At 44.2% G+C, this 22,745-nt stretch carries 21 protein-coding genes and 1 pseudogene; 10 read left to right on the top strand and 12 right to left on the bottom strand.

All coding sequences use genetic code 11. From position 1 onward, the window contains the following. Positions 1 to 37: 37 nt before the first annotated feature. Positions 38 to 994 carry a GGDEF domain-containing protein gene (locus FX988_RS15225; RefSeq protein WP_160180987.1) on the bottom strand — a complete coding sequence of 319 codons (957 nt, stop codon included), beginning with the start codon at positions 992 to 994 and terminating at the stop codon, positions 38 to 40. Positions 995 to 1,432: 438 nt separating this feature from the next. Between FX988_RS15225 and FX988_RS21885 the strand changes: the two genes are divergently transcribed. Further along, the gene (locus tag FX988_RS21885; RefSeq protein ID WP_368361914.1) at positions 1,433 to 1,507 is read left to right on the top strand and encodes a DUF3149 domain-containing protein; all 75 of its coding nucleotides are present in this window, start codon (positions 1,433 to 1,435) and stop codon (positions 1,505 to 1,507) included. Between the two features lie 230 nt (positions 1,508 to 1,737). Here FX988_RS21885 and FX988_RS21880 read toward each other — a convergent pair. Continuing rightward, positions 1,738 to 1,971: pseudogene (locus FX988_RS21880) on the bottom strand (response regulator); the annotation flags it as partial. Positions 1,972 to 2,252: 281 nt separating this feature from the next. Between FX988_RS21880 and FX988_RS15215 the strand changes: the two are divergent. Both FX988_RS15215 and FX988_RS15210 read left to right on the top strand, forming a co-directional pair. Further along, on the top strand, positions 2,253 to 3,104 hold the full coding sequence (locus FX988_RS15215; RefSeq protein ID WP_160180985.1) for a thymidylate synthase: 852 nt from the start codon (positions 2,253 to 2,255) through the stop codon (positions 3,102 to 3,104). A gap of 128 nt (positions 3,105 to 3,232) precedes the next feature. Continuing rightward, positions 3,233 to 4,111, top strand: a complete 879-nt coding sequence (locus FX988_RS15210) for a DMT family transporter (protein WP_160180984.1) — start codon at positions 3,233 to 3,235, stop codon at positions 4,109 to 4,111. 70 nt (positions 4,112 to 4,181) lie between these two features. Here FX988_RS15210 and FX988_RS15205 read toward each other — a convergent pair whose 3' ends face one another. Continuing rightward, entirely contained in the window at positions 4,182 to 5,474 is a 1,293-nt protein-coding gene (locus tag FX988_RS15205; RefSeq protein ID WP_160180983.1) for an outer membrane protein transport protein, read from the bottom strand. A 272-nt stretch (positions 5,475 to 5,746) separates the two neighbouring features. Then, entirely contained in the window at positions 5,747 to 6,379 is a 633-nt protein-coding gene (locus FX988_RS15200; protein ID WP_160180982.1) for a CPBP family intramembrane glutamic endopeptidase, read from the bottom strand. Between the two features lie 255 nt (positions 6,380 to 6,634). Here FX988_RS15200 and FX988_RS15195 point away from each other — a divergent pair, with 255 nt between their 5' ends. Next, positions 6,635 to 7,105, top strand: a complete 471-nt coding sequence (locus tag FX988_RS15195) for a Dps family protein (protein ID WP_160180981.1) — start codon at positions 6,635 to 6,637, stop codon at positions 7,103 to 7,105. An 85-nt stretch (positions 7,106 to 7,190) separates the two neighbouring features. Here the strand turns inward: FX988_RS15195 and FX988_RS15190 are convergent, their stop codons facing one another. From FX988_RS15190 to rppH, 5 genes are all read right to left on the bottom strand, one after another. Then, a complete protein-coding gene (locus tag FX988_RS15190; RefSeq protein ID WP_160180980.1) occupies positions 7,191 to 7,973 on the bottom strand; it encodes an SDR family oxidoreductase in 783 nt (260 codons plus the stop codon). Between the two features lie 159 nt (positions 7,974 to 8,132). Further along, positions 8,133 to 8,972: a prolipoprotein diacylglyceryl transferase gene (gene lgt, locus FX988_RS15185; RefSeq protein ID WP_160180979.1), complete on the bottom strand. Its 840-nt coding sequence runs from the start codon at positions 8,970 to 8,972 to the stop codon at positions 8,133 to 8,135. Positions 8,973 to 8,981: 9 nt separating this feature from the next. Beyond that, entirely contained in the window at positions 8,982 to 9,782 is an 801-nt protein-coding gene (locus tag FX988_RS15180) for a sulfite exporter TauE/SafE family protein (protein ID WP_160180978.1), read from the bottom strand. Positions 9,783 to 9,797: 15 nt separating this feature from the next. After that, positions 9,798 to 12,086, bottom strand: coding sequence for a phosphoenolpyruvate--protein phosphotransferase (gene ptsP, locus FX988_RS15175; RefSeq protein WP_160180977.1), 2,289 nt, complete (start codon positions 12,084 to 12,086; stop codon positions 9,798 to 9,800). Positions 12,087 to 12,095: 9 nt separating this feature from the next. Continuing rightward, positions 12,096 to 12,620: an RNA pyrophosphohydrolase gene (gene rppH / locus FX988_RS15170; RefSeq protein WP_160180976.1), complete on the bottom strand. Its 525-nt coding sequence runs from the start codon at positions 12,618 to 12,620 to the stop codon at positions 12,096 to 12,098. A gap of 59 nt (positions 12,621 to 12,679) precedes the next feature. On the opposite strand from rppH, the gene FX988_RS15165 reads away from it, so the two are divergent. After that, a complete protein-coding gene (locus FX988_RS15165; RefSeq protein ID WP_160180975.1) occupies positions 12,680 to 13,321 on the top strand; it encodes a lysoplasmalogenase in 642 nt (213 codons plus the stop codon). Next, the gene (gene mutH / locus FX988_RS15160) at positions 13,311 to 14,012 is read left to right on the top strand and encodes a DNA mismatch repair endonuclease MutH (RefSeq protein WP_160180974.1); all 702 of its coding nucleotides are present in this window, start codon (positions 13,311 to 13,313) and stop codon (positions 14,010 to 14,012) included. Before FX988_RS15165 ends, mutH begins: the two co-directional genes overlap by 11 nt. 78 nt (positions 14,013 to 14,090) lie before the next feature. Here mutH and FX988_RS15155 read toward each other — a convergent pair whose 3' ends face one another. From FX988_RS15155 to FX988_RS15145, 3 genes are all read right to left on the bottom strand, one after another. Further along, positions 14,091 to 15,521, bottom strand: coding sequence for an aldehyde dehydrogenase family protein (locus FX988_RS15155; protein WP_160180973.1), 1,431 nt, complete (start codon positions 15,519 to 15,521; stop codon positions 14,091 to 14,093). 10 nt (positions 15,522 to 15,531) lie between these two features. After that, on the bottom strand, positions 15,532 to 17,172 hold the full coding sequence (locus tag FX988_RS15150) for an acetolactate synthase large subunit (RefSeq protein ID WP_160180972.1): 1,641 nt from the start codon (positions 17,170 to 17,172) through the stop codon (positions 15,532 to 15,534). Positions 17,173 to 17,332: 160 nt separating this feature from the next. Continuing rightward, positions 17,333 to 18,793 carry an inorganic triphosphatase gene (locus tag FX988_RS15145; RefSeq protein WP_160180971.1) on the bottom strand — a complete coding sequence of 487 codons (1,461 nt, stop codon included), beginning with the start codon at positions 18,791 to 18,793 and terminating at the stop codon, positions 17,333 to 17,335. A 158-nt stretch (positions 18,794 to 18,951) separates the two neighbouring features. Between FX988_RS15145 and FX988_RS15140 the strand changes: the two genes are divergently transcribed. From FX988_RS15140 to FX988_RS15125, 4 genes are all read left to right on the top strand, one after another. Next, on the top strand, positions 18,952 to 19,551 hold the full coding sequence (locus FX988_RS15140; protein WP_160180970.1) for a TIGR04211 family SH3 domain-containing protein: 600 nt from the start codon (positions 18,952 to 18,954) through the stop codon (positions 19,549 to 19,551). 81 nt (positions 19,552 to 19,632) lie between these two features. Next, entirely contained in the window at positions 19,633 to 20,274 is a 642-nt protein-coding gene (locus FX988_RS15135) for a LysE family translocator (RefSeq protein ID WP_160180969.1), read from the top strand. 37 nt (positions 20,275 to 20,311) lie between these two features. Beyond that, positions 20,312 to 20,815 (top strand): TIGR03546 family protein, encoded by a 504-nt coding sequence (locus FX988_RS15130; protein WP_160180968.1) that lies wholly within the window; start codon positions 20,312 to 20,314, stop codon positions 20,813 to 20,815. A 1-nt stretch (position 20,816) separates the two neighbouring features. Next, entirely contained in the window at positions 20,817 to 22,580 is a 1,764-nt protein-coding gene (locus tag FX988_RS15125) for a TIGR03545 family protein (protein WP_160180967.1), read from the top strand. The last annotated feature ends 165 nt before the right edge of the window (positions 22,581 to 22,745 follow it).

Below are 22,745 nucleotides of genomic sequence, written 5' to 3'. Positions count from 1 at the left end.
ACTAGATATTCTTATAATTATGCGGTGATTTAATCGGTTAACTTCCAGCAATAATCACTTGATTACGCCCATTTTTTTTCGCTTGATAGAGGGCTTTATCCGCTTCTTCTAGCCACTGTATGTGTTGTCCAAATGCAGTGTTAAATTGCGCTATCCCTAAGCTGACTGTAAAGGAAATAGTGTGCTGTTCATACTCTATTTTAAGCTTTTCGACGGATGTGCGGATCCGCTGCGCAAGTACCATGACATTTTCAGATGCTGTATCAGGCAATAAAATGGCAAATTCTTCGCCGCCGTAGCGGCCGCAAATATCCGTTTCTCTCGAAACATCTTCGATTAAATGTGCCAATTGGCGTATCACTTCGTCACCTGCGGGGTGACCATAGGTGTCGTTAATCTTTTTGAAGTGATCGATATCAAGCATGATTACCGATGACTCTCCGGGGGTTCTAAGATTACGCTTAAATTCGCGCTCAAATTGCTCCTCCCAATAGCGGCGATTATAAATTCCGGTTAAACCATCAACCCGGCTCAAACGCTGTAATTCATTATTTAAATCGTCTACCGCTTGCTTACTCACAGCTTGGTCGGTTACGTCATACACCACAATACACACCTGATCGACTTGTCCTGATAATGAAGCAAGTGGAAATATCGTGATGTTTTGATACATAAACTGAGAAGGTGAGGTAATGGGTCTATTGGCACCAAAACGAAATAAATAAGGTCGCTGCTCCCATATGACGAAGACTGGGCTCTTCAGTGAAAAAACCGGCTCTGCTTTGGCTCGTAACCAGCTCTCATCAATTTCAGGGAAATGGTCAAAAAGCGATTTGTCGCGAATTGTACTTGGTGCGATGTTACTGTGGTTTTCCATAAACAAGTTCCACACTTGAACTTGATAACGACGATCGACAACCACAATCCCCACTTCAATAGATCCGAGTAAATCATGCTTCCAGTGCATTTCAGCTAAATCTTTCATATCTTGCACAAACACGACTCCTAATGTGTGTGTTTCACCAGTTTCTCGTACACTAACTCCATGGCGTTGCCAGGAAATAACAGTAACAAATCAAATTGAATATCTTGTGAGTTTATTGCGTAGGCTATTTCAATCGCCAGAATTTTATCCCAACGCTGACTATTCGTCTCAAGCACCTGATCGATATCACAATGACGCCCCAAAATAATGGGGTGATTGTGGCTAAATGTCACATGGAGTTGCTCTGAGAGCGCATTGACGCAAGCCCCTACCAAAATATTAGAAATGTCCATTAACACTTCTAACTCGTATTCTTCTTTTGTGCTTTTGTGGTGATATTTCAGCAATTTTCCCATAGTGGAAAAGTTTGCATCATTGAAAATGACGAGCGCCTCACCATTGATACCTGCACCAATAAAGCCATGAGAAACAGCTGACAAACTATCACTGCTTTTTACATCCGAAATCGCCATATGCAATTCGTTGTTCGTAATCAAATTCACATTGGGAATGGGTAGCTGAATGAACTCACCTAATAACTTGGCCACTTGTTCACCTGCTCTACCCATTGCAACATTCGCCATTTCGCGATAGGCGTCAAGTTCGGATTGCTGGCTACGGGGTTCAACAACTAGAACGTTCTGACTACGCCCTTGTGACGTGGCCTCACCAGTATACAAACCATATTGGCGTAATATCTCGCATAACTTCTGGTTATCAATGGGTTTAGCGATAAAGGCAATTACCCCTAAACTCAGCATCTTTTTATGTGCTTCAGGCTGTACATCCCCAGATACCACAATAACCAGGGTGGGTAAGTCTTGCTCCTTAACGATTTGCATGGTTTGGTAACCATCCATCACCGGCATATTGAGATCTAAAAACATGACATCTGCTTTACCTTGCTTGATGGCACTAATCGCTTCTTTTCCATTCTCGGCAAAGTGAATATCCACATCCCAGCCATCGGGGATCGATCTCGCCATCTGTCGCCGGGCAAAGCCAGAGTCATCACAAATAAGGACTGAGGTGGTCATATTAATTTCAATTCCATGTTTATGCGTGAAGAGAAGAACCTAATTGGTGTTATCGTATCGAGTGATAGCATGTGACACTAGCATTGTAAGCTTAGAGGGAATCAGCTCTATCTACAAGCAGACCTTAGTGCAATACCCTCAGTCAAATTTGCCCCAGCTCCCCCTCATAAAATGCCAATAAGTCTGGTAGAATTCTAGCCGAATTTTTATTTAAGTGGTCGCTAAACGAAATGAAGCAATATCTCGATTTATGCCAACGCATCGTTGATGAGGGCGTGTGGGTCAATAACGAAAGAACCGGTAAAAAATGTCTCACTGTAATCAATGCCGATCTCACTTATGATGTAGCAAAGGGTGAGTTTCCTTTGGTCACTACTCGAAAAAGTTTCTATAAATCAGCGATAGCTGAAATGATTGGCTATATTCGCGGCTACGATAACGCCGCAGATTTTAGAAAAATAGGCACATCGACTTGGGACGCCAACGCCAATCAAAATCAGGCTTGGTTGGATAACCCACATCGAAAGGGTGAAGACGACTGCGGTCTCATTTACGGCTCAATCGGACGAAACTTTCCCAAACCTGATGGTGGAAGCATTGACCTGTTGGCGAAAATTATACACGACTTAAAAAACGGCATTGATGATAGAGGCGAAATATTCACCTTTTATCACCCTGGTGCTTTTCATATGGGCTGCCTTCGCCCGTGTATGTACAGTCACCACTTTTCTTTGCTAGACGACACCTTATATTTAAACAGTACGCAGCGAAGCTGTGACGTACCTCTGGGCCTGAATTTCAATATGGTCCAAGTTTATTTCTTACTGGCGATTGTGGCACAAATTACCGGGAAAAAAGCCGGACAGGCGTACCATAAAATCGTTAATGCACATATTTATGAAGACCAATTAGCGCTCATGCGCGATGTGCAACTAAAACGCGAACCTCTTGGTTTCCCCAAATTGATTATTAACCCTGACATTAAATCGTTAAAGGATTTAGAAACCTGGGTGACCATGGATGACTTCAACATTGAGGGTTATGAACACCATCCAGCAATTAAATATCCCTTTTCAGTTTAAACGTACTAACCTACTCATCCGGCGTTAAGTCTAGTTTAAGCGCCTAAAACATCGACTCATCATTTATTAATGATGAGTCGCCCCAGAACTCGGCATTGCCCGTGAAGATATATGAGTAAGGCGATAAAATGAGTTTGTGGATCCCGTTTACCCTTATGGCTGCTTTTATGCAGTCATGGCGCAACGCGTTTCAAAAGCGCCTAAGCACAGACGTAGATACCATGGGCGTGACCCTATCACGTTTTATTCTGGCTGTTCCCATGGCGGCTATTTATGCATTCCTACTATTCAAGCAGGGTGATACCCCTATTCCGCATTTAGGGTTTAATTTTTATATTATTATCACACTAGCCGCTATCTCACAGATATTTGCCACGGCTTTTATGGTTAAGCTATTTCGCTTACGTAATTATGCCTTGGGAGTTGGCTTAGCGAAAAGTGAAGCCGTGATCGCTGCGGTGTTAGGAGCCTTACTATTCGCTGCGCCTCTATCTCCCATCGCATGGGGTGGAGTGATCGTTGGCGGCGTCGCTGTTTGGTTAATGAGCGTGCCAAAAGGCATGAGGAATATTTCTTGGCCAACACTATTGTTAGGTTTAGCCAGTGGGCTATGTTTTGCACTCACCACCTTATGGGTGCGCGAGGCAAGCTTAATGACGGGCCTACCCTTTTTGCAAAGCGCATCCTATGTTTTATTTTGGGTATTACTGGTGCAAACCCTAGCCTTGTTGTTTTGGTTACTGGTGCGCAGCCCTGACACGTTACGCGCGTTATGGCTACGACCGAAATTAGTATTCATCATCAGCTTTTGCAGCTTTGTTGGCTCTATAGGCTGGTTTACCGCCATGAGCTTAGAAACCGTCGCCTTAGTAAAAACCTTAGGCCAAGTAGAGATATTTTTTACGCTCTTGATATCGGCAAAGTGGTTCAAGGAGCGTTTAAGAGGCTCCGATAAGGTAGGGCTTGGTCTGGTACTGATTGGCGCGCTATTGGTAATACTCGCCTAAAAAAAAACCGGTTAGAAATAGTCATTCCTAACCGGTTTTAATAAAGTTTTATAACAGCTAATTTTGCAAATTAGAATGCGTAGTTGTATTGAGCAGCTAAGATAAACGCGTTGCCTTCACTACTGAATTCCCATACGCCACCAGCATCATCAGCTTCTGTAAAAGTACGGTCTTGGCCACGTATTATGCTCAAACCCAAATCAATAGACGAGCTATCATTAAGTGAATAGTTTGCACCCGCACTTAACCACAAACGGTTAGTGTCAGGGATCGAGATAGACAATAATTGTGAATCAGTCGGAGTTTCATCGTAAGCGATACCGGCACGTAATTTCACGTTTGCGTTTAACTGGTAATCAGCACCAATGGCATAACGGAAACTATCTGAGAAGTTTTCTTCTTTTTCGAAGACAGCCTCGTCTTGACTGGGTACGAATGCCTCTAGGCGTTCAAAACTGCTCCAGTCCGTCCACATAACACTATAGTGTAGGCCCCATTTTTCATCTAGCTTATGACTGCCTGAAAACTCTGCAATAGCAGGTAACTCTAGCTCTACCGTTCCAGGCTGAACCTCTCCAGATTGTCCGTTATCAAATACCCCAGGGATCAGAGGTAGCTCGTTGCTATACGTGCCGTCGAACGTAATATCGACTTTACTACGATAATGGAAGCCGAAACGCGAGTTCTCATCTAAGTCGTATGCAACACCAAGGTTATAACCGTATCCATAGTCGTCTCCTTCCAAGTCAAGCGCGGTAGTACTTGCTGGAAAATTAAGCCCTTGGCCAGCCAAAGCGTTACTTAAATCACCTAAGTGGCGAGTAATCGTTGCATCAGCGTAAACAGCGTTAAGTCCACCAGCAATAGTCAGTTGCTCATTAACCTTGTATGACACACTGGTGTTAAAGTTAACGGTCACAATTTCAGTTTTACCCGCCAATTGGCCAGCTGCGTAATCTTCATCAAACTCAGTAGAAAGGCCGAAATTTGAAAACAAACCAAAACCAACCGCGAATTTGTCGTCAATTGGCATAACATAGTATGCAGCAGGCACGAATGCTTCAGGGGCAATACTGTCGTCATTTAATGCTTCAGTATTTGAATACAGCGGAGCACTTTCTCCGGTCAAGCTTACATCTGGCACTATGTACGTACCGACCACTGACAATTGGTTTTCACTAAACTGTGACATCAACGCAGGATTACGCGCCACAACTGAGGCATTTTCAGCAATCGCTGCATCGCCAGCAAACGCTCGCCCTAATCCAGACGCACTATGCTCAGATAACTGAAAAGCTGCCGCCAAGGTGTTCAAAGATAAACAGCTTAAACCTGCCGTTAGAAGAATTTTATTTAAGTTCATAGCATCTCTTTACAAATTAACACCTCGTCAGTTATACCGACGAGAGTATCAAAAAATTAGGTTGCGGATGATATAGCGTTTGTTAAGAAAATGTCACTATAAGTCGATAAAATGCGGTTTCTTTGCGGTAAAATCGTACAAAATTTAAAATTCGAGTTTCACACAGCTCCCAATTTAACAAGTAGAACGCATTTTACACACAGTTTATTAACAGGATATACCTGTAGCGCTAGCGGCTAACTTGCCCAAAAGCGACGGTTATATCTATTCCACTAAATATTCTGGGTCAGTAAAAACACTCCGACGCCTAGGGTAAATAAATACGAGCCCCACAGAGAGTGTTCAACCACTACAACAAGGGTTGAGCGTGTTTGCATGTACCGATAACCAAAGAGCATGCCTCCGATACAAGACAGACCGACCGCTATCCAGTTTCCATACACCACATGTGCCAGAGAGAAACTAACGGTACTTAAAGCCCAGCGTATATTCTTCGAAGGAATAATCCGCTTGTATCGGTGAAAAAAGAAGGTGCGAAATATCACCTCTTGAGGAATGACCGATACGATAGGATAAATTGCTAAGGTAATTAGCCAAAACTGCACATCTTCTCTGGGCAACTTAAACAGTATCTGCGGTGCAAAATAATAGACAAGTATTGCCAATACGATTGCACAAGGCACAAACACCTTGAGGGTGGCGCCAAAATGTTGCCAAAAATCATCCGTATGCCATAAGCGAAAACGTTTGAAATTAACGTCTTTCCATAACAACAGTAAGCAATAACCTCCCATTAAAATCAGTAATGGCATTAACCAAGTATCGTAGTCAGAAACGAGAAACAAAATTAACAGAGGGGTACATAAAAATAGAACGGTCAACTCAGACCAACGTAACAAATGCATATCAAAACTCCTAGGAGTCCAATTATACAATGACTGATGCATTTTTGTTCATAAAAATGACATATAAATATGTTAGTGGCCGTTCATAGTTCGTTGACCCGTCTTTTAGATATACAGCGGGTTGAGCGGAGTAATGTCTTCTTTCTCGACTTATTTTCATTTTCCCCTTGTAATTTCTCTGCCACCGACACATATCATTGAACGTATTAAAATAAATTTCCGTTCCTTTCAATCATAGAGTTTAGGGAGATAGACATGACGACCATCGATATTGGTATCAATGAAACAAATAGATTAAAAATCGCTGAAGGGTTAAAAGCACTATTAGCCGATTCTTACACCTTATATCTGCAAACCCACAACTTCCACTGGAACGTAACTGGTCCGCTATTTCGCGAACTGCATTTAATGTTTGAAGAACAGTACACCGAACTTGCCACCGCAGTAGATGATATTGCAGAACGCATTCGTACGTTAGATGTTGCCGCACCCGGTACTTACGAAGAGTTTGCAAAGTTAAGTTCAATTAAAGAAGTGGACGGTGTACCTGAAGCATCAGAAATGGTTGATTTACTCACCAAAGGTCATGAGCAAGTGGTGAAAACATCTCGAGCCGTATTGAAACTCGCTCAAGATGCTGAAGATGAATCAAGCGCAGCGCTCGTTTCTGATCGCATGCGTATTCATGAAAAAACCTCATGGATGTTACGCGCGACGCGTAAATAATGGAACAACATTAATGTGCGTTCCTGACGTTCGCACATCACTACTAAAGGGCTAGCTTAATAGCCCTTTTTTATACCTGTAGCGGCTAGTTTACCAAGGTTGTGCCACCATCTACTGGTAATATTTGCCCTGTCATAAATGCGCCAGCTTTGCTCGCTAACATCAAGGCAACACCTGCAATATCCGTCGATTCACCCCAGCGACGCATAGGAATAGACTGCAACTCCTCTTCGAAGGCTTCTTTGTCTTCACTTAAAAACTCCGTCATTTTTGAGTAAAAACGCCCTGGGGCAATCGCATTAACACGAATATGCTTATCCACTAACTCTTTGGCTAAAACCCGCGTTAATTGATGAATAGCTGACTTAGATACTGCATAACTGTAGTTATCTAACCCATTACCCACAATCCCAGCGATAGAGCCGATATTAATCACAGCGGCGGTATTTTCTTTTGTGGCATTTTTTTCAAGTAGCGGAGTGAGCGCTTGAGTCAAAAAGAATGGGCTTTTCACGTTCAAGTCCATGACTTTGTCCCAGCCTTTTTCAGGAAACTGCCCAAATGGCGCTCCCCATGCTGTGCCCGCATTATTGACCAGCACATCAATATGCTGTTCACGCTCGTTGAGCTCCTTAACGAGCGCCATAACACCCTCGCTAGTAGCAACATCACCTACTAACGCCACACACTCACCAAACTGACTAAGTTCCTCGGCAGCGGCTAAGCATGCCTCAGCCTTACGCGCAGTAATATAAACACGCTTAGCACCAGCCTCTAGAAAGCCTTGTGCCATAAACGCACCTAACCCGCGAGAACCACCCGTCACGACACAAACCTTTCCCTGCATTGAAAACAAATTATCTAACATCACGTGCTCCTGAACATAAATCGACCGTCGATGATTTAGATTAACAAGAAGCAGTAGAGCTGATTATTTTTTGAGGTGATAATTAAGTATAGGTTTAACGCGAAGCGCGTACCGACTAGAAAGGCTGACTCACACCGTGTGAGTCAGCCAAATGTGAAACTAGGCTTTCGCCCCTTTAGGTGCATTTGAACCTGTTTCAGCGAGTTTGTTACGCTTTAAAGCCCAAGCCATCAGGGCTATGCCCCCAATAATCATTGGGGTTGATAGTATTTGCCCTTGTGAAATACCGAGGGAAAACGCGCCTTCATATAAACCAATATGTTGATCTGGTTCGCGGAAAAACTCTACAAAGAAGCGGAAACTACCATAGCCAAGTAAGAATAAACCACTGACAGCCCCTATCGGGCGAGGTTTGCGCGAGTAAAGCCACAAAATTAAGAATAAGACGACACCTTCAAGAGCGAATTCATATAATTGTGATGGGTGTCGTGGTAATGGCCCTGCCCCTGGGAAAATTACTCCCCAAGAAACGTCCGTTGTGCGCCCCCAAAGCTCAGCATTAATAAAATTACCAATACGCCCAGCGCCTAAACCAATCGGCACGAGTGGCGCGATAAAGTCGCCAACTTGTAGAAACGTACATTTTGCCTTTCGTGAGAACCACCAAAGCGCGGCGATAACACCAAGCAGGCCACCATGAAACGACATGCCCCCGGTCCAAATCTTAAATAAATACAAGGGGTCATCTAGAAACAGCTCAAACTGATAAAACAGTACGTAGCCTACCCTTCCCCCTAAAATAACACCTAAAAAGCCCCAGAATAACAGATCACTCAATTGTTCTTTTGTCCAATTGGTGCGCGATAATCGTACGCCAGCTAGCCAAAACGCTGCAGCGAATCCCACTAAATACATCAAGCCGTACCAACGTAAGCTTAGCGGCCCAATACTAAAAATAATTGGGTCTATTTGTGGAAATGTAAAATAACTACTGACCATGTTGAATTTTTATCCTAGTAACATTCGTAGACTGACAATGACTAAAAAGCCGGCAAAAATTTTCTTTAACAGTTGCGTGTTCATGCTACGGCTTAGTTTCGCGCCTATACTCGCGGTGAACACAGATGTCATAACAATGCCCAAGGTTGCCGGCAAATAAATATAGCCCAACGCCCACTCGGGCAGATGTACATTATTCCAACCTGCAACAATGAAGCTAGCAGAGCCAAACAAGGCAATCACCAAACCGCTAAAAGCAGCACAGCCGATCGCTGCACGCATATCAACCCGACACCACAACAATGCAGGCACCATGATAGCACCTCCACCTATTCCCATTATCGAGGAAATGCAACCAGTTATGACACCGATCACCAATAGCAAGGATTGCGTCACATCTCGCTTAGCATTTTTATTCCCCAAAAATACCATTTGCGCCGCAATCACCATAACGAAAACGGCAAACAGAGTCTTCAGTGACTGTGCTGAGATAAGTGTGGCAAACTGTGGCCCAATTATCGCACCAATCGAAATACCAATCCCAGTCCATAACAAATAAAACGTCCGCAAGTTGCCTAATTTATAATGAGCGCGTGACGAAGAAATGGCAGTGAGTACTATGGTAGATAGAGATGTAGCAATGGCCATTGGCATAGCGACAGTTAGGGGTAGCTCAAGGTAATGAGTCAGCAGATATAACAAAGAAGGCACAATAATTAGGCCGCCGCCAATACCTAACATACCAGCCAATAGCCCGACGACAGCCCCGAGAATAGAACAGACTAAAAGTATCAATAACGCAGGATCCACTGTGTATTCTCCCTGCTAGATACCTGCGCGGATCAATCCGCCAAGACCGATTGATTCAAGATACAAATTAACCCGCTCTCGCACATGCTTAGGATCGTTCATTGCCAATACTTCCTCAAGCAACGCTTTGGCATCACTCAACGTCGCACTGCGAACAACCCATTTGATTTTCAACAAACTATGACTGTTCATGCTCAGTTTACGATAGCCCATGGCCATCAATAGAATGGTTCCACCAGGCTCGCCAGCTAACTCTCCACAGAGGGTAATAGGCACATTGAGCGCGTTTGCTTGCTGTGCGATGTTGTTTAGAGCGGCTAATACTGCTGGGTGATAACTATCATAAAGGTCAGAAACGCGAGCGTTGTTTCTATCGACCGCCAATAAATACTGGGTTAAGTCATTACTTCCTACAGAGAAGAAATCAACAATTTTCGCTAACTGGGGCAACTGGTAAATCACCGCTGGCACCTCTAGCATCACCCCCACTTTCGGCTGATAAAGTTTGCCGTCATTCGCTTTCGCTTCTTCTTTCACCTCAAAAAATGCTTGGCTGATTAAGCGTTTAGCCTCAATGACTTCACTGACAGAAGTGATCATGGGTAACATGATCTGCAAATTTTTAAGCCCAATGCTGGCCCGTAACATGGCGCGAATTTGCACCAAAAATACTTCTGGGTGATCCAATGTCAACCGGATCCCACGCCATCCTAAGAAGGGATTTTCTTCTGTTATAGGGAAATAGGGTAGTGGCTTATCTCCCCCCACATCGAGCGTGCGCATAGTAAACGGTTTTTCCGGCTCTGCACTTAACATGGCGCGATACAATTCAACTTGCTCTTTCTCTGTGGGGAAACGTTGGCGCATCATAAAAGGGATTTCTGTTCGAAATAGCCCTACGCCATCAGCATAACTTGAATAAGTATTCTCAATCTCTGCTGACAATCCTGCATTAACGAATAAATTCAGCTCGCAATGATCCTTAGTTAACGCAGGCAGATCATCCTGAGCAAGAATTTTTTCACTTAATAACGTTTCTTCATGAATAAGTTGATGAAATTCGCGCTCAATCGTTTGATTAGGCGAAACAATAATACCGCCTGTGTAGCCATCGAGTAATATTTCTTTATTATCGAGTAAGGATAGTGGTACACCGGTCAACCCCATAACCGCTGGCACGCCAAGGGCTCTGGCCATAATAGCAGCGTGAGAATTACTCGAGCCACGGATCGAAATCAAGCCACACAATTTGCCTTTAGGAAACTCAGCAAGCATGGTCGCCGTCAACTCTTCAGCGACTAAAATACACTTTTCGGGTAACTCTTCTCGGGTCAGCCTAGATGTATCAAGGTTAAGTAAGTTCGCTAAAATACGATTCGAAAGGTCTTCAACATCTACCGCTCTTTCTCGCATGTAAGCATCGCTCATCCCTTGAAACTGGGTAATGTATCCCTCCACCACCATCTTCAAAGAGGTTGCGGCGTCCCAGCCAAGAGAAATCTTCTGCTCGACCTCGCGACCTAAACTGTTGGCATCGAGTAAATGCTGATACAAAGTGAAGATAGCTTGAACATCTTCAGGCACCTCACCTTGAATTCGCTGAGATAGCACCTCAACTTGCTCTCGGGTTTGCATAACTGCAGCGCGGTAGTTCTGTATTTGCGTTTCTCGATCGCTACTGCGCTTTGGTACATGATTGCGCAAATTAACTAACAGATTTTGAACAACCCCTACCCCAGCCGCTAGCCCCGACGAGCCGGGTACCCCCTTAACGCTCTTTATTTCATTTTGTTCTGAATGTTCATCATGCAAGCTAAAGCGCCCGCGAGCCTCAGCATTAACAATCTCAACGGCTAGCTGCATCGCTAGCGTCACCAAGAAGGCTTCTTCGTCTTGGCTAAATAGACGCTTACGCTGTTGCTGCAATGTCAGCACCCCTAGTACTTTTCGTTGGTGAATAATCGGGGCGCCTAAAAAGGCGTGATATTGCTCTTCTTGTACTTCAGGATAGTGTTTAAATCTGGGATGGGTTTGTGCATTACTGATATTGATTGGCTCTTCTCGCTGGCCAATCAAACCGATCAGCCCTTCGGAGAAACCAATAGATACTTGGCCCACTGCGGTTTTCGCTAAACCATCAGTTGCGCGCAACGTAAAGTGCTGTTTGTCATAGTTTGCTAAATAAATACTAACAGAGTCGACTTTAATCGCTTCTTTAAGACTCTTTGCCACACCGCTAAGCGCATCATCTAAGACGGGAGTTTGATTAACCTCTTTAACGATGCGTTTTAGCTTGGTTAGCATTTTAACCCTCTAATTCTTGCGTCTACGTTTGTTTTTCTGGCTATGAGCAGGCTTTGCACTTAATGCCATTGCTGTAGGCGCAAATTCTTTCATTGCTCTGCGATATACTTCCCGCTTAAATGACACCACATTGCGCACGGGGTACCAAAAACTAACCCAGCGCCAGTCATCAAACTCAGGATGCCCAGATTGCAGCAGATCAACATCATGCTCTTTACAGGTTAGCTGTAACAAAAACCACTTCTGTTTCTGCCCTATACAAACAGGTGCACTTCCCTGACGGATCAAGCGCTTTGGTAGTTTGTATCGCAACCAATTTTTGGTTACCGCTAAAATTTTTACATGTTCTGGTTTTAGACCCACTTCCTCATAAAGTTCGCGGTACATGGTTTGTTCAGCAGTTTCACCTTCATCGATTCCGCCTTGCGGAAACTGCCAAGAATGTTGACCATAGCGGCGGGCCCAAAAGACCTGACCTAAGCTATTACAAATCACTATGCCAACGTTGGCGCGGAATCCTTCGGCATCAATCACTTAGACTCCCGAGAATTCAATTCTTTTATTGATTGGCATTCTTCCATAAACTACTGACTATGCATAGAATAATCACAATAATTTACGGGCTACTTGCCCTGGGGTACGTCTTAACAACCCTGTATACGCCTTATTCGTGGGGCTTTTTACTAAAGGCGTCGCCCATTTTACTACTGGCTGTCACTGTCTTAACACGCCGCTCGTTACCCGCTAAATGGATGCTATTGGGCGCCATTTTATCTAGCGCCTGCGGCGACATGCTGTTAGCTTTACCTATCGAGCACAGTTTCATCCTTGGTCTTAGTGCATTTGCTTTAGCTCACGTGCTTTACGCCTGTTTTTTATATCAATGGCATGACGTAACACGCTTGACGCCACTCACCATTGGCTTCTTTTTTGTTTATGTCGTCAGCATGCTGCTATTGTTGGTGCCCTCAGTGGGGGCACTACTCGCTCCTGTGTTGGCGTATTTTATCGTTATCAGTTTGATGTTTTTCAGTGCATTTGTAGCGAGAACACCAACATATACCCTCAGGGTTGGCGCTATTTTATTTGTGACTTCAGACAGTTTATTAGCCATCAATGCTTTTATTACTCCCTTGCCATTTCAAAGCATCCTCGTGATGAGCAGCTATTATGCGGCGCAATATTTTATCGCCACAGGCTGCATGGCGCTTGCAAAGGAAAATCATGGTAACTAATTCATCAAATATAAAAAATACGACGATGAAGCCTGCCCCTAATAGCGTCGAAGAGTTGCTAGAGCGTGCTTCGTTATTGGCGGGGCTAACACTTGGCGAGCTAGCGCAAATCGAAAATATACGTGTACCAGACGATTTTAAACGTGAAAAAGGCTGGAGCGGACAATTACTGGAATTAGCCTTAGGCGCACAAGCAGGGTCAAAAGCGCAGCAAGATTTTGCCAATATAGGCGTTGAACTCAAAACCATTCCCATTGATGCAAGCGGTAATCCTCTTGAAACCACTTATGTTTGTTACGCTCACTTAACTCACATAGCCGGTATTCAGTGGGCCACTAGCAGTGTGCGCAACAAATTAAACAAAGTGTTGTGGGTACCTATTGACGGAAGGCGCGACATCCCGCCTGCTGAACGCTGTATTGGCACACCGTTTTTATGGTCTTTGCGAGGTGAGCAAGAAGCTTACTTGCGTCAAGATTGGGAAGAAATAATGGATATGATCGCTATGGGCGATATCGAAAAAGTCACTGCGCGACACGGTGAGTTTATGCAACTTCGCCCAAAAGCTGCCAATGGCAGTGCTTTGACCGATGCCATAGGTAAAAACGGCCAAATTATTCAAACCCGCCCTCGAGGTTTTTATTTACGCAAAGAGTTTACGCGCAAAATATTGAGTGACTATTTCTCATAAAACCTCAGGGCTATAACGGCCTACAGACACGAAAAAGGCGTCTATTGACGCCTTAATCTATATAACAATGGACTGAGCTTATTGCGGTGTTCTTAGCACCATTAAGCGTATTTCAGTCATGTCATCCATGGCGTAAGTGATGCCCTCGCGGCCTAAGCCAGATTCTTTCACACCGCCGTATGGCATGTTATCTACACGCCAGCTCGGCACATCGCCAATGACCACACCGCCGACATCTAATTCATCCCATGCTTTATGGGCTTTATAGATATCGCGAGTGAAAATCCCAGCCTGCAAACCAAATTGGCTGTTGTTCACTTCTTTCAATGCTTCATCAAAATCACTGAACGAACTGATGATAGATACCGGACCAAAGGCCTCTTCTGCGTTCACGGTTGCATCATGGGCAACACCTTCGAGCAAAGTCGCTTGTAACATAGCGCCATCACGTTTGCCGCCTGCCAACAAGGTCGCCCCGCCTTTGACCGCTTCTTGGATCCAATCATCTAAGCGCTTGGCCTCCGATTCAGAGATCATTGGACCAATAAAGGTATCTTCATCAAGAGGATCACCGTGCACCAAATTGGCCACTTTTTCTGTGTAACGCTGTTTGAATTCGCTATACAGTTTTTCGTGAACCAAAATGCGCTGAACACTGATACAACTTTGGCCTGATTGATAATACGCACCAAATATAATACGTTCGATAGCATCATCAAGGTCAGTATCTTCGTCTACGACACAGGCAGCATTACCGCCTAATTCTAGTATGACTGGTTTCTTACCGGCTTTGGCTTTCAAATCCCATCCCACTTGGGGAGAGCCTGTGAAGCTAAGTAATTTGAAGCGTTCGTCAGTAGTAAATAAATCAGCACCATCACGACTACAAGGCAAGATAGAAAACGCGCCTTCTGGTAAATCGGTTTCAGCTAATATTTCGCCGATAATGATCGCGCCAAGTGGCGTACGACTAGCCGGTTTCATCACAAACGCGCAACCGACGGCAAGCGCAGGAGCAATTTTATGGGCTGCCAAGTTCAAGGGGAAATTAAACGGAGAAATAAACGAACATGGACCAATCGGAACGTGTTTATATTGGCCTTGGTAACCTTTAGCTCTAGGCGTAATTTCTAAATTGAGCACTTCGCCTTTCATACGCACCGACTCTTCTGCGGCGATTCTGAAGGTATCAATTAGCCGAGTGACTTCGCCTCGTGCGTCTTTAATCGGCTTACCGGCTTCTATGCATAAGGCATGGGCAAGTTCATCAAACCGTTCTTCAAAGCGCTTCACGCAATGATTCAAAATTGCCTGGCGCTCATAAGGAGCCATTTTGTTCAGCAGAGGTTGTGCTTTTTCAGCGGCATCAATCGCTTGGTCAATCACCTCGGCGTCTGCTAACGCTGCATAGGTTGCCACCTCTCCCGTGTATTTGTTGGTGATTTCTAAATCACGATTGGCATACACTGCTTTGCTGGCAAGGTAATAGGGATATTCTTTAGCTAACATACTGTCCTCCTTATAACTGTTGACTGCGTTCACGAAGTGTTTCGTTCAACGTTTGATCATTAAGGCTATAATCAACTGGCACATCAATGACATGAACGCCAGGTTCGGACAAACAAGATTTCACCAGTGGCAAAATCTCTTCTGCCGCTTCTACTCTCCAACCTTTTGCACCGTAGCTTTCTGCGTATTTTACAAAGTCAGGGTTGCCATAATCCAAACCGTAGTTAGCAAACTGCATGTTGGCCTGCTTCCACTTGATCATGCCATAAGCATCATCTCTTAGGATGATGACGACTATGTGTAAATTCAACCGCACGGCCGTTTCTAACTCTTGACTGTTCATCATAAAGCCGCCATCACCGCATACTGTGAGTACTGGCTTGTCAGGATGAACCATTTTCGCCGCCATAGCTGATGGCAAGCCTGCGCCCATGGTTGCTAACGCGTTGTCTAGCAGCAACGTATTAGTCAAAGCGGCGGGGTAATTGCGTGCGAACCAAATTTTATAAACGCCGTTATCTAGCGTGACAATCCCGTCACGTGGCATGGCCTCGCGAATATCTTTGACAAACCGTTCAGGTAAAACTGGGAAGCGGTCATCATTTTCACTTTCTGCTTTGTGATCAAGGTAGGCTTGGTGGACCTTTTTAAAGAAGCCAAACTCCCAGTCACTTTGTTGTTGAATTTGCTCTTTAATTTGCCAAATACTATTGGCAATATCACCCACCACTTCTAATTGTGGGAAATAAACAGGGTCAACCGCTGCAGGCTCAAAATTGATATGGATAACTTCGCGTCCACCGTGTTTCATGAAAAACGGTGGCTTTTCTACCACGTCATGACCCACGTTAATAATCAAGTCTGAGCTATCGATAACACGGTGTACAAAGTCACCAGAAGACAGCGCTGTGTTCCCCATAAATAACTCATGGGACTCATCTAATACGCCTTTCCCCATCTGCGTGGTGACATAAGGAATACCGGTTTTTTCAACGAATTCTTTGAGCATTTTTGACGTGAGTTTCCGGTTTGCCCCTGCACCTATTAACAACAGTGGCGAGCGCGCGGCTTCGATCATCTCAATGGCCTTATTAATCGCTTTGTATTCCGCAATAGGGCGACGTGAAATGCTCGGTTTAAGCAATTGGGCTTGAGTAGCCTCGGCGGCAATATCTTCAGGCAGCTCAATATGCGTGGCTCCGGGGCGCTCTTCATGAGCAAGACGAAATGCTTCGCGCACCACAGATGGAATGCGATCACCACTGACGACTTGCGTGGTGTATTTGGTAATTGAGCGCATCATGTCGACAACATCAATCACCTGAAAGCGCCCTTGCTTACTTGTTTTAACCGGCTTTTGCCCTGTTATCATCAACATGGGCATGGCGCCTAACTGTGCGTATGCACCGGGTGTTACTAAGTTAGTAGCGCCTGGGCCTAAGGTAGACAAACACACGCCCACTTTACCCGTTAATCGACCATACGTAGCCGCCATAAAACCCGCACCTTGCTCATGACGAGTCAAAATTAATTTAATGTCTGAGTCGCGCAAAGATTCCAGTAGATCTAGGTTTTCTTCACCAGGAATACCAAAAATATATTCAACACCTTCTGCCTCGAGGGCTTTAACAAATAAATCTGACGCTTTCATTTTATCTCCACATTGCTATTGGACGTACTAGTTGCCTAGCGCACTAGTGACCTAGATTGATATCACCGTTTTCATTTAATCGCAGATAATCTGGGTATAGACGTTAGCATGCCAGTTAACTTAAAAGGTTAAAGTTCTAAAAATCGATTACTTAAATCGATTAATTATTAGCGCACCATGCCAGCAGCGCTTTTTCAATATTTACCTCTAACGTCAATACTTGCTCTTCAAGTAGATTTTTCAACGCATTACGCATCGTTATTTTGTCCTCACGACGAAGTACAGACCAAGGGTTAATGTCATTATTTAACGCCCCAGCCAAATTTACCTCCCCCCATAGGACCTTGCATGCAGCAATTCTATTACGCGGGGGCGATGCATTTCCTTCATTGCTCAGATGCATATCAGATATAAATTGCTGTAACTCCCTAGGCGTTGGCTGCTTGCTGTCATGCGTAGCCATTTGTCCCGTTCGTTCCCCTTGCTTTTTCGCCACATCCATACAAAAAGCGCCTATCGACAACTGAACGCGCATATTTTCAGAGTTTGCGACTACATCATTGAGCATAGTCAGTAGGTTACGGTTTTCTATGAACTCTTTTAATTGAAGGTTCACAATTGCATGGTGGGGCACATCATTTTGTTCAAGGAAATGATGAGCCTGCATATACTGCGCAGCTAATAGGCTGTCTGTTTGTTGATAGTGCATGAGCAAGGTGTTTAGTTTCTTCTGAAGCGCTAACACATTTGGTGCTCTAGAAGCTTCGCCCGCCTCATTCGATGCGCATGAAGCAAATGACGTTTGAAAAAGAGCAATTATCTCTTGTACCAAAGAGATACCTGCTCGCATAGTACGCCAGTCATCTATGTTCTGGCTTTGATAAAACGCAGCCTCCCCTTGTTGCCATACTGATAATGCTTGCTCTAGTGCGAAAACGGCATTTTCAATCACAGGTTTATCAGGCAAAACAGTAAAGTGCGCTGGGGGTTCATAATGCTCATCAGTGCGATTATCCGCCAATTGATAACCTCTCGCCGCTTTGGACCGCAAGCCGAAACGCAAAGGAGTGATATTAACAAGTTGCATAGCCAGCTCGAAAAGTTGACGCGGCTCACCACTTTTTAGCTCTAGTTCGATTTCACAAATATCAACGTGTCTGCCATTTGCAGTAATCTTACCTATGTCAAAAACCAATTCTATCTGAGTAGTGTTATCCCATGTTATCAGGTAGGTATGGCGCAAAAAATCCGTTGAAAACATCGTGTACAACTGACTTTCAAGCTCAGTAACATTAATACTCTGCGGCCATATTTCACGCTCAAAAAGGTCTAATTTTAAATCTGGCGTTGGTAGCGGCACGTTATATTCTGGCCGCTGATGCATACCCGCAATGACACGACCTTTTGTTTTTACGGTTTGTTCAAACTCACCATTATGCCCTCTAATCCGCAGACCAATATCGTGTTTGCGCAATGTACGCTGTGGTGTCTCAAAGTAGTCATTTCGTAGTTGCTTCCCCGCAAAAACCCTGTAATTTAAAGTGGTTTGCTTTAACCAAGTTAAAATATCTTGTTGTGCGCTGGGTGTTGCAAGCAACTTTAATTCAATTTCTATGTCCATAGTGACTGTCATTTAATTTTTTAAAAAAGTACCTTACCTTTCCCCTTTGTGCAGCACAACGCAAAGGTCTAGGTAATAGACTAATCCGGTTCGCCTCTTGCCTTTCATATAGCAAGGCCATAAGATCGAGCCAGACATTCAGAGACTAACTATTTATTATGCTAAAGCGATTTTTAATCAGTATTACCTGCGCCTTAATTTTGTCGCCTCTTTCACAGGCAAATGCCCAACAATCTCAGGGGGAAACTCAGTATATTTCAGATGATTTATTCACCTTCTTGCATTCAGGGCCTGGCAGAAACTACCGTATTCTTGGCTCAGTGGTGGCAGGAACAGAAGTCAAAGTTTTGCAAACTGACAGTGACAGTAACTATGTTGAAATCATAGACGATAAAGATCGCACTGGCTGGGTAGATGGTGAATTTGTCAGTCCGGAAAAAAGCTTACGAGAGTTAGTACCTGGCTTGCAACAGCAGCTTGCTGATGCCACTCGCAGTAACAATGCGCAACAAGGCGAAAACGACAATTTACGCCAACAATTTTCTGAGTTACAGGCCCAAAACAACACCTTGACTAAGCAACTCAAAACATTAGAAGAGCAAAATGCAGATTTCAGTCAGAAACTGGATGCTGCCGATCAAACAGCGAAAATGCAGTGGTTTACGCGCGGTGGTATCGTTGCCCTCATCAGTTTGATCTTAGGGGTGATCATCGCTTATCTACCGAAAAAACGTCGTAAAAGTGACACCTGGATGTAAGGTTTCCCCTATCGACTGAAGCCGCCAGATGGCGGCTTTTTTGCGTTATATCAAGCTCAATATTACTGTAAGGAAATGAGTGTGCCCTCCATGGATATATTGCTGTCTTTTTCGCTTGCTGCTTTGCTACTCAGCTTATCTCCCGGTCCTTCTAATTTGTACATCATGGCGAGAAGCATTAGCCAAGGGCACAAAGCAGGGATCGCCGCCGCAGGCGGAATGGCGGTAGGCTCTTTAGTTTACGTGCTGGCTACAGCGTTCGGCTTAGCCGCCATCTTTATTTACTTTCCTTTGGCTTTTATGCTGTTAAAGCTAGCCGGTGCGGCATATCTGCTTTACCTAGGCTGGTTATATTTATTTCGTCACAATTCCAGCGAAGAAGGCAAGCCTAGAGTGACAGTCATGTCGATTCCGCGTATTTTTATGCAAAGTATATTAGTTGAGCTAACAAATCCTAAATCAGCATTGTTTTTTATCGCTTTTTTACCACAATTTATTGAGCAAGATGGGGGGTCCGTGATCCTACAGTTTATGATTTTGGGTGGTATTTACGCACTCATCGCCCTTGTGTGTGATCTGTGTGTGGCAATGCTTGCGGGTAAATTAGGATTATGGCTTAACCGTCATACAGCATTTGAAGTTTGGCAAAATCGATTAAGCGGCGGGCTGCTTTTTTCATTGGGCAGCTATATCGCGATAGATGAACTAGTTGGCCGCAACTGAGTCGTAAAAATAACGTTACTAATACAAGGACTTATCTATGCAACTTTTAGCAAAATTACTAAAGGCATTGAACTCGGACGACAGCCCTTGGCAGTTGGCTTTTGGCGTGATGTTAGGGATGATCATGGGGCTTACCCCATTTTTGGGTTTACACAGTCTGGTTATTCTATTCATTGTGCTTTTCTTAAGAGTCAACCTTAGTACCTTCTTGCTCGCTTATGCATTGTTCTCAGGGCTAACATTACTGTTAAATCCCTTCATGTCAGGCATCGGTGAATCTTTGCTCGTCTCGACTGATTTAAACGCCATGTGGACAGGGTTATACAACTCCACGTTTGGTCAACTCACTCAGTTTTACCATACCCTTACCTTAGGTAGCTTACTCTTTAGCTTGATACTAGCGCCCTTTATTTTAGTCATCAGTAAAGTACTCGTCGTACAATACCGCGTGCGCTTTATGCAGTGGGTGAACAAATTAAAGTTAGTGCAGTTCCTCAAAGGAAGCCGCATCTATCAAATTTATCAGACGTTAGGAGAGTAGCATGCAGAAATTGATACGTTGGCCAGGGCTTATTGCTTTCTTCGTTGTGACCGGTCTTATTGCTGCCATTATCATCGTATTTTTGGATTTTTGGATAAAGCTCGCAGCAGTTAACACCCTAGAGTCCACCACGGGGGCAGAGGTCAATATTGCTGAAGTAAACCATACCTTCTCTCCTCTTGGCATCACCTTTACGGGTATCCAATTAACCGATCCGGCTAGGCCAACACAAAACCAAGCACAAGCCGATGAAGTCATTGCTAAGATCGAACTAGCCCCATTGCTGTTGCGCAAAGTAATCATCAATGATTTAACCATCAGTGGTGTGCAATTTGCCCAGCCAAGAGAATCGGAAGGGGCGGTTTACCGTACAGCTAAAGCCGCAATCAAAGAAGAATTGCAGGAAGCCTTCGATCCTAAAAACTTACCTAGCGTCGACGACATACTGGAAAAATCACCGCTAAAAACTACCAGAGCAGTTGAAGAAACCCGAGCTGCATATCAAAGGCACAGCGAAATATTAAAAGAAAGGTATGAGCAACTCCCTAGCAAAGATGCCTTGGAGAAATACAAGAAACGGGTTGAAGCCATTACCAACACGGATTACAAAAATCCCCTTGAACTGGCAAAAGCCAAAGAAGAATTTGACGCGTTGCGCGAAGAAATTAAAGCGGACAAAACTAAACTTACCGCCTTTAAAGACGCCGCCAGTGAAGCAAAAGCTGATATGGCGCCACGTTTAGCCGAACTAAAGGCCGCCCCAGGTGAAGATTATGCTCAACTGCAGGCGGTGATTGCCGGCGATCAAGGAGCAATTCAAGATGTCACCACTATGGTGTTTGGTGAAAAAGCCGGTGAATTCAGCCATTACGTACTAAGTGCCTACGATTTAGCCGCTCCCATGTTAGCGAAAAGTAAGGAAGAACAGGCAGAAGAAGAAGCCTACAATGGCCGCTGGATTGCGTTTGATGACACAGCAGCACTACCTGATTTTTTAGTACGAAAAGCTGATATATCCGTTACATGGCGCAGTGAAAGTGTGCTCAGTGTTTGGCGCGACATCACCAATCAGCACGATAAAATTGGACGCCCTACGACTTTCAAAGTGGATTCAAGTACCAGCTCACTATGGCAGTCACTGCAACTAAACGGCGATTTTTATTTAAATGATACAGGCGTAAAAGCCAATCAAGATTGGAATTTACGTGGTTTAGCCTTATCTGATATTTCATTATTAGAACAAGAAAAATTATCTTCCACGTTACTCAAGGGTTTATTGTCGAGTTCAGGTAAAGCCAGCATTAATAAAAATGTGATTTCAGGTACGGGCAACGCTGCTCTCAGTCAGCTAGACCTAGCCGCGACAGGGAGTAACAATTTGACGCAAGTCATTGCTGAAACGTTAGCTGCGCTAAGCAATTTGACCATTAATTCAGATATTGGTGGCACATTAGGTGATTTAGATCTGAGCGTAAGTTCTGATTTAGACAAACAATTGACCGCAGTAATGCTGAACAATTTAACCGGCGAACAAAGCAGTAAATTAGGTGAACTGAAACAGAAGCTAAACGCTAAAATTGAAGGACCTTTAGGGGCAACGGATACAGAAATGGACCAGTGGCTTGATTGGGAAAAGGTCGCAGATGGCGATTTAAGTAGCATACAGAGCTTGCTTGATAGCAAATTAAACAGCGTCGTTGATAGCAAAAAAGACGAATTAACTGACAAGTTAAAAGATAAACTCAAAGGTAAGTTATTTAACTAGCCATATAGGTGTTTTATGTCTCCTCAAGTAAGGTCAGCACGATTAGCTGACCTTTTCGCTTGTCATCTATTCACTGCGGCGAGCAAGCACTAGCCGCGATGAAAAAACCTCGGCATAATACCTGCCAATTGACGATTAAATCACACTTCTCACCCATAACAGGAG

This window comes from Paraglaciecola mesophila (assembly GCF_009906955.1).
In the GTDB taxonomy this organism is placed as follows: Bacteria; Pseudomonadota; Gammaproteobacteria; order Enterobacterales; family Alteromonadaceae; genus Paraglaciecola; species Paraglaciecola mesophila_A.
The sequence above is the reverse complement of the archived record's forward strand: the minus strand, read 5'-3'. Positions and strand labels throughout refer to the sequence as shown.

Excerpts from the sequence above, each read along its gene's own strand:
- FX988_RS15215 (WP_160180985.1), top strand. The coding sequence starts at position 2,253 with ATGAAGCAATATCTCGATTTATGCCAACGCATCGTTGATGAGGGCGTG.
- FX988_RS15130 (WP_160180968.1), top strand. The coding sequence starts at position 20,312 with ATGCAACTTTTAGCAAAATTACTAAAGGCATTGAACTCGGACGACAGC.
- lgt (WP_160180979.1), bottom strand. The coding sequence starts at position 8,972 with ATGGTCAGTAGTTATTTTACATTTCCACAAATAGACCCAATTATTTTT.
- FX988_RS15205 (WP_160180983.1), bottom strand. The coding sequence starts at position 5,474 with ATGAACTTAAATAAAATTCTTCTAACGGCAGGTTTAAGCTGTTTATCT.
- FX988_RS15210 (WP_160180984.1), top strand. The coding sequence starts at position 3,233 with ATGAGTTTGTGGATCCCGTTTACCCTTATGGCTGCTTTTATGCAGTCA.
- FX988_RS15140 (WP_160180970.1), top strand. The coding sequence starts at position 18,952 with ATGCTAAAGCGATTTTTAATCAGTATTACCTGCGCCTTAATTTTGTCG.
- mutH (WP_160180974.1), top strand. The coding sequence starts at position 13,311 with ATGGTAACTAATTCATCAAATATAAAAAATACGACGATGAAGCCTGCC.
- ptsP (WP_160180977.1), bottom strand. The coding sequence starts at position 12,086 with ATGCTAACCAAGCTAAAACGCATCGTTAAAGAGGTTAATCAAACTCCC.
- FX988_RS15125 (WP_160180967.1), top strand. The coding sequence starts at position 20,817 with ATGCAGAAATTGATACGTTGGCCAGGGCTTATTGCTTTCTTCGTTGTG.
- FX988_RS15145 (WP_160180971.1), bottom strand. The coding sequence starts at position 18,793 with ATGGACATAGAAATTGAATTAAAGTTGCTTGCAACACCCAGCGCACAA.
- FX988_RS15165 (WP_160180975.1), top strand. The coding sequence starts at position 12,680 with ATGCATAGAATAATCACAATAATTTACGGGCTACTTGCCCTGGGGTAC.
- FX988_RS15155 (WP_160180973.1), bottom strand. The coding sequence starts at position 15,521 with ATGTTAGCTAAAGAATATCCCTATTACCTTGCCAGCAAAGCAGTGTAT.
- FX988_RS15195 (WP_160180981.1), top strand. The coding sequence starts at position 6,635 with ATGACGACCATCGATATTGGTATCAATGAAACAAATAGATTAAAAATC.
- FX988_RS15150 (WP_160180972.1), bottom strand. The coding sequence starts at position 17,172 with ATGAAAGCGTCAGATTTATTTGTTAAAGCCCTCGAGGCAGAAGGTGTT.
- FX988_RS15190 (WP_160180980.1), bottom strand. The coding sequence starts at position 7,973 with ATGTTAGATAATTTGTTTTCAATGCAGGGAAAGGTTTGTGTCGTGACG.
- FX988_RS15200 (WP_160180982.1), bottom strand. The coding sequence starts at position 6,379 with ATGCATTTGTTACGTTGGTCTGAGTTGACCGTTCTATTTTTATGTACC.